Annotated in this window: 12 protein-coding genes; 3 read left to right on the forward strand and 9 right to left on the reverse strand. The window is 70.7% G+C overall.

All coding sequences use genetic code 11. The annotated features are described in order from the left end of the window. Positions 1-38 precede the first annotated feature (38 nt). The 8 genes from OG574_RS41810 to OG574_RS41845 form a co-directional block, all read right to left on the reverse strand. The gene (locus OG574_RS41810) at positions 39-1,469 is read right to left on the reverse strand and encodes a PP2C family protein-serine/threonine phosphatase (protein ID WP_326777460.1); all 1,431 of its coding nucleotides are present in this window, start codon (positions 1,467-1,469) and stop codon (positions 39-41) included. Between the two features lie 150 nt (positions 1,470-1,619). Next, a complete protein-coding gene (locus tag OG574_RS41815) occupies positions 1,620-3,221 on the reverse strand; it encodes a glycoside hydrolase family 13 protein (protein ID WP_326777461.1) in 1,602 nt (533 codons plus the stop codon). Between the two features lie 78 nt (positions 3,222-3,299). Further along, on the reverse strand, positions 3,300-4,175 hold the full coding sequence (locus OG574_RS41820; RefSeq protein WP_326778779.1) for a carbohydrate ABC transporter permease: 876 nt from the start codon (positions 4,173-4,175) through the stop codon (positions 3,300-3,302). Positions 4,176-4,207: 32 nt separating this feature from the next. After that, positions 4,208-5,155 carry a carbohydrate ABC transporter permease gene (locus OG574_RS41825; RefSeq protein ID WP_326777462.1) on the reverse strand — a complete coding sequence of 316 codons (948 nt, stop codon included), beginning with the start codon at positions 5,153-5,155 and terminating at the stop codon, positions 4,208-4,210. Between the two features lie 30 nt (positions 5,156-5,185). Continuing rightward, a complete protein-coding gene (locus OG574_RS41830) occupies positions 5,186-6,598 on the reverse strand; it encodes an extracellular solute-binding protein (protein ID WP_326777463.1) in 1,413 nt (470 codons plus the stop codon). A gap of 150 nt (positions 6,599-6,748) precedes the next feature. Continuing rightward, the gene (locus OG574_RS41835; protein ID WP_326777464.1) at positions 6,749-7,771 is read right to left on the reverse strand and encodes a LacI family DNA-binding transcriptional regulator; all 1,023 of its coding nucleotides are present in this window, start codon (positions 7,769-7,771) and stop codon (positions 6,749-6,751) included. Between the two features lie 139 nt (positions 7,772-7,910). Next, positions 7,911-8,819, reverse strand: a complete 909-nt coding sequence (locus OG574_RS41840; protein ID WP_326777465.1) for a TIGR03619 family F420-dependent LLM class oxidoreductase — start codon at positions 8,817-8,819, stop codon at positions 7,911-7,913. A gap of 120 nt (positions 8,820-8,939) precedes the next feature. Next, positions 8,940-9,428, reverse strand: a complete 489-nt coding sequence (locus OG574_RS41845; protein ID WP_326777466.1) for a hypothetical protein — start codon at positions 9,426-9,428, stop codon at positions 8,940-8,942. Between the two features lie 178 nt (positions 9,429-9,606). On the opposite strand from OG574_RS41845, the gene OG574_RS41850 reads away from it, so the two are divergent. The 3 genes from OG574_RS41850 to OG574_RS41860 all read left to right on the forward strand — a co-directional run bounded on the left by OG574_RS41850 (position 9,607) and on the right by OG574_RS41860 (position 12,539). Further along, a complete protein-coding gene (locus tag OG574_RS41850) occupies positions 9,607-11,118 on the forward strand; it encodes an MFS transporter (protein WP_326777467.1) in 1,512 nt (503 codons plus the stop codon). A 61-nt stretch (positions 11,119-11,179) separates the two neighbouring features. Further along, a complete protein-coding gene (locus OG574_RS41855; RefSeq protein WP_326777468.1) occupies positions 11,180-11,584 on the forward strand; it encodes a nitroreductase/quinone reductase family protein in 405 nt (134 codons plus the stop codon). 232 nt (positions 11,585-11,816) lie between these two features. Next, positions 11,817-12,539 carry a PP2C family protein-serine/threonine phosphatase gene (locus tag OG574_RS41860; RefSeq protein ID WP_326777469.1) on the forward strand — a complete coding sequence of 241 codons (723 nt, stop codon included), beginning with the start codon at positions 11,817-11,819 and terminating at the stop codon, positions 12,537-12,539. A gap of 182 nt (positions 12,540-12,721) precedes the next feature. Here the strand turns inward: OG574_RS41860 and OG574_RS41865 are convergent, their stop codons facing one another. Beyond that, on the reverse strand, positions 12,722-13,300 hold the full coding sequence (locus tag OG574_RS41865) for a DUF4232 domain-containing protein (protein WP_326777470.1): 579 nt from the start codon (positions 13,298-13,300) through the stop codon (positions 12,722-12,724). Positions 13,301-13,307 lie beyond the last annotated feature (7 nt).

Below are 13,307 nucleotides of genomic sequence, written 5' to 3' on the forward strand. Positions count from 1 at the left end.
GAATTCAACAAGTAGCTGTCTGCAACCAGCTGTCCGCGTCAGGAGCCGATCCTGGCGACCAGCACACAGGCCTCGTCCGCGCGCTCGTGCGCGGCGAACTCCTCGAAGACCGTCCGCACACAGTCCTGCGCGGTGGCGGCCTCGGCGAGTCGTGGCGCGAGATCGAGGAGCCTGTTCGCCGCCGCGGCGCCGCTGCGGTGGGGGACCAGGCCGTCGGTGTGCAGCAGCAGCAGATCGCCTGCGCGGAGCGTCTCCTCGGCCAGCCCGTACGTGGCACCGGGTGTCGCTCCGAGCAGCACGCCCTCCGGCGGCGTCAGCGCACGCCCCACCCCGTCGCGGAAGAGCAGCGGGGCGGGGTGTCCCGCCTGCGCCCAGGTCAAGGTACGTGACCGGGGATCGTAGCGGCAGCAGACCGCGCTGCCCAGTGACGGCTGAACCGACGTGTCGGTCAGCTGGTTGAGCCAGCCCATCAGCTCGTCGGGGCGGGTCCCCGTGACGGCCATGCCGCGCAGGGCGCCGAGGAGCATCGCCACGCCGGAGGTCACGGCCACGCCGTGTCCGGTCAGGCCGCCCACGCTTAACAGGGTCTGTCCGTCCGGCAGTTCGAGCGCGTCGTACCAGTCGCCGCCGACGAGTTCGCCCGTCGACGACGGCAGATGGCGGGCCGCGAGGTCGAGATCGTGCGGTGCGCCCTGGGAGAACCGCAGGGAGCCACGCCACGGCGGCAGCACGGCCTCCTGGAGCTCGACCGCGAGCCGGTGTTCCGTCTGCTCGATGTGCCGCCGGCGCTGGAGCGAGTCATGGGTCTCGCGTACGGTCCGCTGGGTGCGGCGCAGCTCGCTGACGTCGCGCAGGACCGCCCACATCGAGGCGGTGGAGCCGTCGGCGTCGAGCACGGGCTCGCCCATCATGTGCACAGTGCGGGCGGTGCCGTTGGTACGCAGGATGCGGAACTCGCCGTCGATCGGCTTCCCCTCGATGAGGCAGTCCGTCACCATCCTGGTGAGCATGGCCTGGTCATCGGTGTGCACGACGGACGGGAGTTCGTCGAGGGTCAGCGGGGGTGCGTCGGGGCTGCGGCCGAGGATCTGGAACAGCTCCCCGGACCAGCTCGCCTCGTCGGTGAGGAGATTCCACTCGGCGCTGCCCACGCGGCTGAGCAGGGAACCGCTCGGCGGCTCGGCAGGCGCACAGTCGCGGGCCTCGGGGATCAGCGAATCCACGGTCGGGCGCGGTGGCCCGTCGCGCAGCTGCGCCAAGTGCTTGTCGAGATCGCTGAGTTGGTGCACGGCGAGCTCGTAGAGGGCGCGCTGCCAGCGTCGCTCGGGGTCGCCGTCGTCCGAAATGGCCTCGCGGCGCACGGCGTCGACATCACCGAGCAGCCGACGCGTCTGCGTGATCAGCGCGTCGACCGAACCGTGCTCCGGCGGCTGGGCGGCGGGGCGGTCCGCGAAGACATGGGGAGGCATGACGTACTCCGATACAGGCGCGGCACGACCAAGACTGACGGAAGGACCGGTAATGACTGTTGCACAGCCGGACAGGCCCCGTAAGGGGTTTGGCAACACCCGGTGCGGTGATGCTTCTGGCATATACCTGAGTCCTCCCGGGCGTCCGGTTCAGGCGCGGAGCCACACCGCCGTGTCCCGTGGGAGTCGCCCCTCGTCGTCCAAGGGGCCACTGGCCAGCAGAAGACGTGAATGGGCCGGGAGCGGAGCGGCCGGATCGGAGAAGTTGACGACGCAGACCAGGCCCTCGCCCCGGGCAAGAGCCAGTACGCCAGGGGAACTTGGGAGCCAGCGCATCGGCCCGTCGCCGAATCCCGGCTCCGTGCGGCGCAGGCGAAGTGCCTCGCGGTAGAGCGACAGCATCGAGCCCGGATCGGTGTCCTGCCGATGGGCCGCGTACGTCCCCCAGTCCGCCGGCTGCGGCAGCCAGGGCTCCCCGGCTGACCCGAAGCCGTACGAGGGTCCGTCCTGCGTCCAGGGCAGGGGCACGCGGCAGCCGTCGCGGCCCGGGTCGGTGCCGCCGGAGCGGAAGTGCATAGGGTCCTCGATGCGGCCGGGCGGAACCTCCGCCTCGGGCAGGCCCAGCTCCTCTCCCTGGTAGAGGTAGACGGCCCCCGGCAGGGCCAGCGACAGCAGCGCCGCCGCGCGCGCCCTGCGGGTGCCGAGCGCCAGGTCCGTGGGCGTGCCGAAGCGCTTCGACGCGAAGGCGAACGTGGTGTCCGTCCGGCCGTAGCGGGTCACCGTCCGCGTCACGTCGTGGTTGCACAGGACCCAGGTCGCGGGAGCCCCCACCGGCGCGTGGTGGGCGAGCGTCATGTCGATGGACTCGCGCAGTTCCGACGCATCCCATGGGCGTGACAGGAAGTCGAAGTTGAAGGCCGTGTGCAGCTCGTCGGGGCGCAGATAGCGGGAGAAGCGCTCGGGGTCGGGGACCCACAGCTCCCCGATGAGCACGCCGTCGTACTCGTCGGCGACGGCCCGCCAGGAGCGGTAGATCGTGTGCAGCTCGTCGCGGTCCACATAGCCGCTCGTGTCGTCCTCGGCGGCGTCGGCGAGTGCCGGGTCCTTGGCGAGGAGTGCCGCCGAGTCGACGCGTACGCCCGATGCGCCGCGCTGGAACCAGAACCGCAGCACCTCCTCGTGTTCGTGACGCACCGTGGGGTGCGCCCAGTTGAGGTCCGGCTGCTCGGGCGTGAACAGATGCAGGTACCACTCGCCGTCGGGGACGCGGGTCCAGGTCTCGCCGGCGAACTGGGACGGCCAGTTGTTGGGAGGCAGTTCGCCGTGCGCGCCCCGGCCGGGCCGGAAGTGGAACAGCTCGCGCTCGGGGCTGCCCGGACCCGCCGCGAGCGCGGCCCTGAACCAGGCGTGCCGGTCGGAGACATGGTTGGGCACGACGTCGACGATGACGCGGATGCCGAGGTCACGCGCCTCCTCGATGAGCTTCTCCGCCTCGGCGAGCGTGCCGAACGACGGGTCGATCGCCCGGTAGTCGGCCACGTCGTAGCCGCCGTCCGCCATCGGGGAGCGGTACCAGGGGGTGAACCAGATCGCGTCGATCCCCAGGCGGGCCAGGTGGCCCAGCCGGGCTCTGACCCCCGCGAGATCGCCCGTCCCGTCTCCGTCGCCGTCGGCGAAGCTGCGTACGTACACCTGGTAGATGGCGGCGGAACGCCACCAGTCGCCGGTGTCTGGGGTATGGGGGGCTGCCACGTAGTGGTCCTTTCGGGCAGGAGGGCGTGCCGGGGCGCGCCGTCACGGAGGCGGCGTACGGGGAGGGGCGGCGGGCGATCAGCCCTTGAGGCCGCCCGCGGTGAGACCGCTCATGATGTTGCGCTGGAACAGCAGGAAGAGGATCAGGGTCGGCAGCGAGGCGATGGTGAGGGCGGCGATCAGCCAGTTCTCAGGAACGCCGCTGGCCAGCGAGTAGATGCCGACGTTCAGGGTCTGCTTGCCGGGGTCGGGCAGCGTCAGCATCGGCCAGAGGAAGTCCTTCCACACGCCGACGACCGCGAAGATGGAGACGACGCCCAGGATGGGCCGCGAGATGGGCAGTACCACGGACCGCAGGGTCCGCAGCGCGGACGCCCCGTCGATGGACGCCGCGTCAAGCAGCTCCTGCGGGATCGAGTCGAAGAACCGCTTGAGCAGGAAGATGTTGAAGGCGTTGGTGACGGACGGCAGCCAGATCACCCAGGGGCTGTTGAGCAGATTACGCTCGAAGATCGGCACGTCGAGGACGGTCAGGTACTGCGGCACGACCAGGACCGTCGCCGGGATCATCAGCGTCGCCAGCATCATGCCGAGGATGACGTTGCCGAACAGGGGCCGCAGCTTGGACAGCGAGTAGGCCGCTGCGACGTCGAGGACGAGCTGGAAGGCGAGCGCGCCGAACGCGTAGTACAGCGTGTTGCCGAGCAGCTTCGCCAGATCCATCACCCGCCACGCGTCCCGGTAGTTGCCGGGGTGCACGCTGGTGGGTACGAGCGTCGGCGGGGACTTGACGAACTCCTGCGTGGTCTTGAGGCCGCCGCTGACCATCCAGTACATCGGCCCCAGGAAGACCAGCGTGAAGAGGACCATCACCAGGGCGAAGACGACCCAGTAGACGACCTTGCCGCGCCGCCTGCCGAGCTGGGCCGGTGAGATCAGAGTCCGGGGACGCATCGTGTCGGTGGCCATGTGAACTCCCGTGCGGGTCAGTCTTCTTGGGGGCGGCTGAGGCGTACGTACACCGCGGAGAACCCCGCGAGCAGGACGAGCAGGACCAGGCCGAGCGCTGCCGCGCCGCCGTAGTTGTTGAAGTTGAAGGCGTACTGGTAGATGAGGTAGACGACGGTCATGGTGGAGCCCTCGGGCCCCGCGCCGTTGGTGAGCAGGAACGGCTCGGTGAAGACCTGCATCGTGGCGATGATCTGCATGAGGAACATCAGCGAGAGGATCAGCCTCGTCTGAGGGATCGTCACATGCCAGATCTTGCGCCAGAGTCCCGCGCCGTCCAGCTCCGCCGCCTCGTAGAGCTCGCCGGGGATGCCCTGGAGGGCGGCGAGATAGATCAGGGTCGCGCCGCCCATGTTCATCCAGGTCGCCGCGATGACCACGGAGATCATCGCCGTACTCGTGGACTGCAGCCACTGCTGGTCAGGTATCCCGAAGATGCCGAGGATCCGGTTGAACAGGCCGTAGCCGGGGTCGTAGAAGTACTTGAAGAGCAGGACCGAGGCGACCGGCGGAAGCATGACCGGAAGGTAGACGAGCATCCTCAAGTAGCCCTGGCCGTGCCGGAATTCATTGAGCAGGACCGCCACGAGGAACGGCACCGCGAACCCCAGCACGAGCGCGAGTCCCGTGAACAGGAGGGTGTTGCGCCAGGCCTGCCAGAAGGCCGGGTCGTTGAAGACGTAGGAGAGGTTGGACCAGCCGGCCCAGGTGGTCCTGCCGTCCTTGTTCTTCTGGAAGGCCAGGAAGAACTCCCTGACCATCGGATACCAGGAGAAGAAGGAGAAGCAGAGCACCGCGCCGATCAGGAAGCCGTGGGCGGAGAGATTGCGCTTCACCGCTCGGGCCAACGAGCCGCGCCGCTCGGGGAGGTGATGCGGCGCGCGGGCGGACGCCGGCGAGCTCTTGGACAGCGTGGGGGCCGACATGGTCGCTCCTCGGGGTGCAGGTGCCGTGGGCTACTGGTTGGCCAGCACCTGGTTGACCTGCTGCTCCGCGGTGGCGAGCAGCTTGTCGATGTCGGCGTTGCGGTTGGTGAGGACGCCCGACATCACGTTGTCGAGGACCTTGTAGACCTCCTGCGCCTTCGGCGGCTCCGCCTTGCCGGGTACCGGATTGTCCAGGAACGGCTTGAAGTTCTCGACGGGCATCGTCGCGTTCTCCGTGCGGGACGCGAGGTCCTCGGCCTTGGTGTCACCGGTGAAGAAGTTCGGCTGCGGCAGGCCCACGGGCAGCTTGTCAGCCTTGGTGCGGTCCCACTGGAACTGACCCTTGCCCGGGGTGAGGTTCTTGAAGTTCAGCCAGGCGACGGCCGCCTTGATCTTGTCGGGCGACGAGCCCTTCTTGATCATGTAGTCGTTGCCGCCGAAGAGCGTGGCCTTGCCGCCGGGGATCGGACCCATGCCGAAGTTCTCGTAGTCGGCGCCCAGTTGCTGGACCATGTACGTGATGTCGTCGGGCGCGGCGAGGAACATGCCCAGCTTGTCGGAGGCGATCTGCTTCTGGAGGTCGCCCCACTTCAGCAGTTGCGTCTTGCCCATGCTGTCGTCCTTCCAGCGCATGTCGTGCAGCTGCTGGGCGACCTGCTTGCCGGTGGCGTCGTTGAACGCGGCCTTCTTGCCGTCGGCGGAGACGACGTCGGCCCCGAGGCCGTACATCGCGGCGGTGAAGTGCCAGCCGCCGGTGTTCTCCGCGCTGTACTCGCCGTAGCCCGAGATGCCGTTGCCGAGGCCGGCGATCTTCTTGGCGGCGGTGCGGACCTCTTCCCAGGTCGTCGGCGGCTTGTCCGGGTCGAGCCCGGCCCGCTCGAAGAGCTTGCGGTTGATCAGCAGGCCCATCGTGTAGTTGCTGGTGGGCAGCCCGTAGAGCTTGCCGTCCTTCTTCAGGACGCCGAGGACGTTCGGGTCGATGGAGTTCAGGGCCGGCACGGTCTTGGGTGTCACGTAGGCGGAGATGTCCTCGGCGCCGTTGTTGTCGAGCACCTGCTGGAGATCGGTGAAGTACGTGTAGAAGACGTCCGGTTGGGACTTCGCCTTGAGCTGGGCGGTGAAGCGGGCGGGCTCCTCGCACTGGCCCGGCGTCGACTTCCCGCTGATCGTGACGTTCGGGTACTTCTTGTTGAACTCCTTGACGTCCTCTTTCCACTCCCTGAGCTCGGCCGCCTTCGCCGCCGGCGGCATGCAGTCGATGGTGAGCGTGACCTTGGTCTTCGGATCCAGCGGAGCCGAAATGCCGGCCTTCGAGCCGCCGCCCGACCCACTGTTGTCGTCGCTGCTGCTGGTGCCGCAGGCGGCGAGGGAGGTCAGGGTGAGCACGGCGGCGACCGCGGCCGCGGAGGTACGGCGGGTAGGGCGGAACCAGGAGCTTCTCATCGGTGGTCCCCTTCGGGCATGAGCATGGAGGGCCCACGGCTGACGACAACCGCAGGAAGGCCTACGGCTATCGAGCAGCCGGGGCGCGGCACACTCAACCACCGCGAACAGGTACCCGCAAGATGTTGTGCAGACTCCGCAAAAAACTGACTATGCCACGGTTGTGCGGGACGGAGCCTGTGCCGTGGAGCCGCGCACCACCAGTTCGGGCTCGAACAGCAGCTCACCGGGCGTCACCGAGCCGCCCTGGATCTGCGTGACGAGCAGCTCGACGGCGGCCCGGCCCATCGCCTCGATCGGCTGGCGCACGGTGGTGAGGGGCGGTTCCGTGCAATTCATGAACGCCGAGTCGTCGTAGCCGACCACCGAGATTTCGTCGGGCACGCGCAGGCCCTCACGTCGTGCGGCCCGCACCGCGCCGAGCGCCAGCGGGTCGCTCGCGCAGATGATTCCCGTGATGCCGCGCCGCATGAGGCGCGCCGCCGCCGCGTGGCCGCCCTCCAGCGAGAACATGGCCCGCTCGACGGCGTCCTCGGGCAGCGTCCCGCCGGCTGCCCGCACCACGCCCCGCGCGGCGGCGAGTTTGCGCATCGACGGCACATGGTCGTCCGGGCCGAGCACGAGTCCGATGCGTTCGTGGCCGAGCGAGGACAGATGCCGCCAGGCCTGCTCGACCGCGACGGCGTCGTCACACGCGACACAGGGGAAACCGAGGTCCTCGATCGCCGCGTTCACAAGGACGACGGGGACCTTGCGTTCCGAGAGCAGTCGGTAGTGCTCGTGGCGGGCGTCCGCCTGGGCGAACTGGCCGCCCGCGAACACCACGCCGGACACCTGCTGCTGGAGCAGCAGTTCCACATAGTCCGCCTCGGAGACGCCGCCATTGGTCTGGGTGCACAGGACGGGGGTGAGGCCCTGCTGGGCGAGCGCGCCGCCGATCACGTCCGCGAACGCGGGAAAGATCGGGTTCTGCAGCTCCGGCAGGACGAGCCCGACCAGGCGGGCGCGCTCGCCGCGCAGTTGGGTCGGCCGCTCGTAGCCCAGGACGTCCAGGGCCGTGAGCACGGCCTGCCGGGTGGCCTCCGAGACGCCGGGCTTGTTGTTGAGCACCCGGCTGACCGTCGCCTCGCTGACGCCGACCTTCTGTGCCACCTGAGCAAGTCTCCGTGTCATGGAACGCAAGATTAGCGCAAGAATTGCAGTCTGCTTGCGTAAGTTCGGTGAACGGTTGCCCAGGGCGCGGTGAGCAGGTTCTGAGAGGTGCTGACAGGCGCCCTGGGCAGGGAACGTATCCGTTCAGGGGATGGCGGCGTCAGCGCACGTCGCCCGTGGCCGGGTCGACGACCTTCTCCACGAGGAGTTCCAGGACCCGGCGGTCCTCGTCGGCCGTGGCGCGCGCGGCAGGGCCGCCCGGGTAGGTGTCGAACAGCACGTGCGTGGCGCCGAGTCCGGCCAGCGCGTGCAGGTCGCCGCGGACCTGGTCGAGACTGCCGTGGCCGAGCGGGCGCTCCTCGGTGTCGGGCCGTGCCCCGAGCGCGATCTGCAGCCGCGGCACGAGTGCCGGTACGGGCCGCCCGGCCTTCTCGGCCTCGGCGGCCACGACCGGCAGCTTCGCGCGCAGGCCCTCAAGCGTCGGCATGAAGGGGTGCCACCCCTCGCCGAGCCGCGCGGCCCTGCGCAGGGCGGCGGGCGAGTCGCCGCCGACCCAGACCGGCAGCTGCGCGGCAGCGGGGGCGGGGGCCGTGCGGACGCCTTCGTACGAGACGTAGTGCCCCTCGAAGGTGCACGGGTCCTGCGCCCAGGCGGCGCGGATCGCGGCCAGGTACTCGTCGGTGATGGCGCCGCGCTCCTCGAACGGGACGCCCAGCGCGCGGTACTCGGCGGCCGACCAGCCGACGCCCGCGCCGAGGATGAACCCGGCGTCGTTGAGCTGGTCGATGTTGGCCGCGAGCCGCGCCGTCTGGAGCGGGTGCCGGTACGGGATGACGGTGATGGTCGTGCCGAGCTGAAGCCCCGGGACCCGGCCCGCGAGATGCGCGGCCAGGACGAACTGGTCGTAGAACGGGGCGGGATACACCTCGTGCACGTCGGGGGTGACGGCTATGTGGTCGGAGATCATCGCGAATGTGAAGCCCAGCGCGCGGGCGTCCGTCGCCTGGCGCTCGAGGGTTCGCGGGGTGGTGCCGGAGCCGAAATTGAGAAGGTTCACGCCGAATCGCATGATCCGCAGTCTTGATGATCATGGGTGGGGTTGTCGAACCGGGGTTGTCGAGCCGGGGTGGGTGCCCGGGTGGTCGTATCGGGGGTCGCGACCGGGCCCGACCCCCGATACGCCGCAGGGTCAGCGGGCCCAGAAGGGCACGGGGGCACAGGTGTTGGCGCAGGTGTAGGAGCCCGGCCTCAACAGGCCCGCGTCGTCCTCGTAGTTGCCGCCGCCCGCGAAGTACACCTCCGGCGTCCAGCCCCAACGGCCGTTGTCCGCCCGGGTGCTGGCCCACCAGTTGTTCTCCGCGGCGCCGTCCCGGTACGTCTCGCCCTTCATCTCGGTGACGAACCAGTTGGCCGCGCCGCCCTGTGCCAGATAGCCGACCACGGGGGAGCCGGGGGAGCGGCTCGCGTGGACCGGGACGTGGCCGCGCGTGAGGTTGCAGTACATGACGGCGGTCCCGGGCCAGGTGCGCCCGGACGACGGGTCGGTCAGGTCCCGCTTCACGGTGTTGTGGCACGGCACGTTGTCGGTGGCCTGCGCCGGGGCGGCGGCGGGCCCTGCGAGGCCGGCCAGCGCCACGACGGCGAGGGCCGCGAGTCGGACGCGGAGGGGGGTGCGCATGGAGGTGTGGTCCTTCGCTCAGGGGTGGGCTCCGGGGGTGGGCGAGAGGGACGTTACGGCGGGGTGCCCGGTGGTGAGCGGTGACGACACGGCGCATCGGGGTGAGGGAGCGAGCATCCACCTGCGTGCCCAGCTGCAGGGTTGTCATATCAAACTCACTCGCGCTAGGTTGCCGTGCATGACGGTTGGAAAAGCAAACTCAATGGGTGGGGCGGGCGCGTCGACCGCGAGCTCGGACGCGCAATCGGGCACTTCGGCGTCGAAGGCGGAGGCGGGTTCAAGGGCAAGCGGTCCGGCTACCGGCAGGACCGGATCCGCCACCGCGTGGATCGTCTCCGCGGGCGTCTTCGTCGTGAACCTCGACCTGTTCATCGTCAATGTCGCCGTACCCGCCCTCTCCACCTCCTTCGACGGTGCCTCGCTCGCCTCCCTTTCCTGGGTCCTCAACGCCTACGCGATCGTGTTCGCGGCCCTGCTCGTGGCCGCCGGACGCCTCGCCGACCGGTACGGACACCGCCTCGGATTCCTGCTCGGCCTCGCGGTGTTCACCGTCGCCTCCGCGCTGTGTGCCGTGGCACCCGACGTCGGCTGGCTGGTCGCGGCGCGGGCGCTCCAGGCTGCGGGCGCCGCCGCCCTCATGCCGACATCACTCGCGCTGCTCCTCGTCGCCACCCCGGCGGAGCGCCGCCCGCGCGCCATTCGCGGTTGGGCGGCCATCGGAGGCATCGCCGCGGGCCTCGGCCCCGTGGCGGGCGGGCTGCTCGTGGAGGCCGACTGGCGCTGGGTCTTTCTCGTCAACGTGCCTGTCGGGATAGCCGGCCTCGTGGCCGGGGTGCGGCTGCTGCCCGCCGACCGTCCCGACCGCAGCGGCCCGCTGCCGGACCTGGCGGGCGCCGTCCTTCTCACGCTCGCCATCGGCTCCCTGGCGCTCGGTCTCGTCAAGGCCGAGGCGTGGGGCTGGAGTTCGGGCCGCGTGCTCGGCTCACTGGCTGCCGCCGTGATCCTCGCGGCGGCGTTCTGGCTGCGCTCGGCCCGGCACCCCGTCCCCATCGTCGAACTGCCGCTCCTGCGCATCCCGGCCTTCGCGTTCGCGACGCTCGCCGCACTCCTCTTCACCGTGGCGTTCGCCGCGATGCTCCTCACTTCCGTCCTGTGGTGCCAGCAGGTGTGGAGCTACTCGGCGATCCGTACCGGACTGGCCATCGCGCCGGGCCCGCTGGTCGTCCCCGTCCTCGCCGTCGCGTCAGGACCCGTCGTGCGACGCCTCGGCGCCGGCCGCGTGGCCGCGGCCGGCTGCCTCCTCTTCGCCGGCGGCCTCGTGTGGTGGGCCCTCGCCCTGGACACGTCGCCGCACTACGCCGCCGCGTTCCTGCCCGGCATGCTCATCACCGGCGTCGGCGTCGGATTCGCCCTGCCGACCCTCGTGGGGGCGGCCGCCACGGCGCTGCCGCCCGGCCGGTTCGCCACCGGGTCCGCGGTCACGACGATGGCCCGGCAGACGGGCGCCGTCCTCGGGGTGGCCGTGATGGTCGGCCTCATCGGCGAGCCCCGCACGGCGGAAGCGGCCCTCACGGCGTTCCGCCACGGCTGGCTGACCGCCGCGGTCGTCGGGGCGCTCGCGGTGGCGGCGGCCCTGGCGCTGCCCCGCCCGGCACCCGCCGCCGCGGCCCCGGCGAAGGCGCCTGCCTGACCCGGCTCGCCGGTTCGCCTAGAGTGCGGCGGGTAGTCACAGTGCCGGCGGAGGGACGCGCATGTCGCGGTATCGCGAGTTCAAGTTCAGGGCCGTGACGTCGTTCCAGCGGCGTATCGGCAACCCGCTCCTCTCCCGGCTCCCCGGCCAGATCCTGCTGGAGACCACCGGCCGCACGTCCGGGCTGCCCCGGCGCACCCCGGTCGGCGGCCGCCTGGTCGGCCGCGAGTTCTGGTGGGTGTCCGAGTACGGTGACAAGTCGCAGTACGTGCGCAACATCCAGGCCGACCCGAAGATCCGCGTACGGATCAAGGGACGCTGGCACACGGGCACGGCACACCTTCTGCCGGACGACGACGCCCGCGCGCGACTGAAGCGCCTGCCCCGGTACAACAGCGCCGCCGTGCGCACCCTCGGCACGAACCTGCTGACGCTGCGGGCCGATCTCACGGACCTCACCGACTGAGGCACGCCGTCCGCGCGCGGGTGCCGGCGCGGCATGGGCGTGGCGAGGCCGGCGGCCCGCGGCGCGGATACGTGAACTGGCTTGTGCGAGCACGAAGTTGACGACTTCGGGGCGGCGGAATCCGGTTGGTCGGATTCGGTGACAATCGGTTACCGGGTGCGCTCGACTGGCTACACTTGCGCGGCGCGTCACGTCGGGCAGCACGTCCGGCCGCACCCCGGAAGGTCCCTGCATGACTGCCCGTTCCCAGCCGGTGTCTCCTCTGCCCGAGCAGGTCGGCGCGCTGCGCGTCAGCGCCCGGCACCTGGCGAACGCCACCGTCGCGCCGGTGGAGACAGGCCCCGCGGCGGCGGGCGGCGATGTGTACGGAGCCGTTGAATCCCCTTACGGCACACGCCTGTTGATGGGTGATGTCATGGGCAAGGGCCGCGCGCTCGCCCGTACCGCGGACAGTGTCTTATGCGCCTGGCGCGATCTCGCCGTCTGCGAGGCGCGGTTGGAAGGGATCGCCGTACGGCTGCACTCGCTGGTCGCGTGCTCCGACGAACCCGACCGCTTCGTCACGGCGACCCTGCTCAGCGTCGAACCTGACGGATCCGCCCAACTGGTCTGCTGCGGACACCCGCCGCCCGTCCTGCTGCGCGACGGCGCCGCCGTCCACGCGGCGGTCCCCGCGCCCGCGCCACCGCTCGGCCTGCTCGACCTGCACTCCGGCTGGTGCGCCGCCCAACCGGTGCCCGCCACCGCCTGGGAGTGCATGCTGCTCTACACCGACGGGGTGAGCGAGGCCAGGGACGCGCGCGGGGCGTTCTACCCGCTGGCGGAGCGAGCCGCGGCCCTGGAGAACACGGTCCTCGAGGACTTCACCGACGCTCTCGCCGCCGACCTGCTCCGCCACGCGGAGGGCCGGCTCCAGGACGACGCCTCACTCCTCGCGGTCCGGGCCGCGGCCTAGGGCTCTCGTTCGGATCATGCCGGGCTCGCGGGGTCTGGTGCCGCACCTCGCGGCGTTGTCGTCAGTGGCCGACTCCCCCCCCGAGCTCTTGGCTGCGCTCGAGCAGGGGGACCCCAGCCCCGCTCCCTGATCCGGCCTCGTCCAAACGAAAGACCTTGGGCGAGAGTCCGAGGCGGGCGGGATCAGACCTTCAGGGCCCCTGCGCCGACGGACTCGGCCAGGACCTCGTCCGCCAGGTCCCGCGTCGGCTGCCACAGCGTTGTCACCGGAGACCAGACGCGCAGCCCGCCCGGCTCGGAGAGTGAGGCGGCGGTGAACTTCTGCCCATCGTGTTCCGGATTCGCCGCCACCACGACGTAGCCGACCGACCGCGCATCGGCGTCAGCGCTCGCGGACACGGAGCGCACAGCGGCGTGGGCGGTCTTCCCCGCGTCCAGCTTGTACGTGGCGCTCCCGGAGAGCGGGAACGGGACGGCGGCCCCGTCCAGATCGCCGTAAGTGACCAGCGGGACGTGGCCCACGAGGCACGCGTGCGAGGAGTTGTTCTTGACGCTCAGGCGCAGGACGTGGTCCTCGCCCGATGCGGCCGCCCGCACCGTCAGCGCGTTCTCCGCGCACTGCTTGAGGGCGGCGGCCGGTGCGGCGGCCGGGTGAGCGGGGCGGGGGTCGGCCGACGCGGCGGAGGCGGAGGCGCCGGTGGCTGACACGCCGGTCGCGGATACGAGCAGCGCGGCGGCGGCGAGAACGGTGCGAGTGGGCATCAGTCTG

Origin of the sequence: Streptomyces sp. NBC_01445, from assembly GCF_035918235.1 — a bacterium.
Classification (GTDB): Bacteria; Actinomycetota; Actinomycetes; order Streptomycetales; family Streptomycetaceae; genus Streptomyces.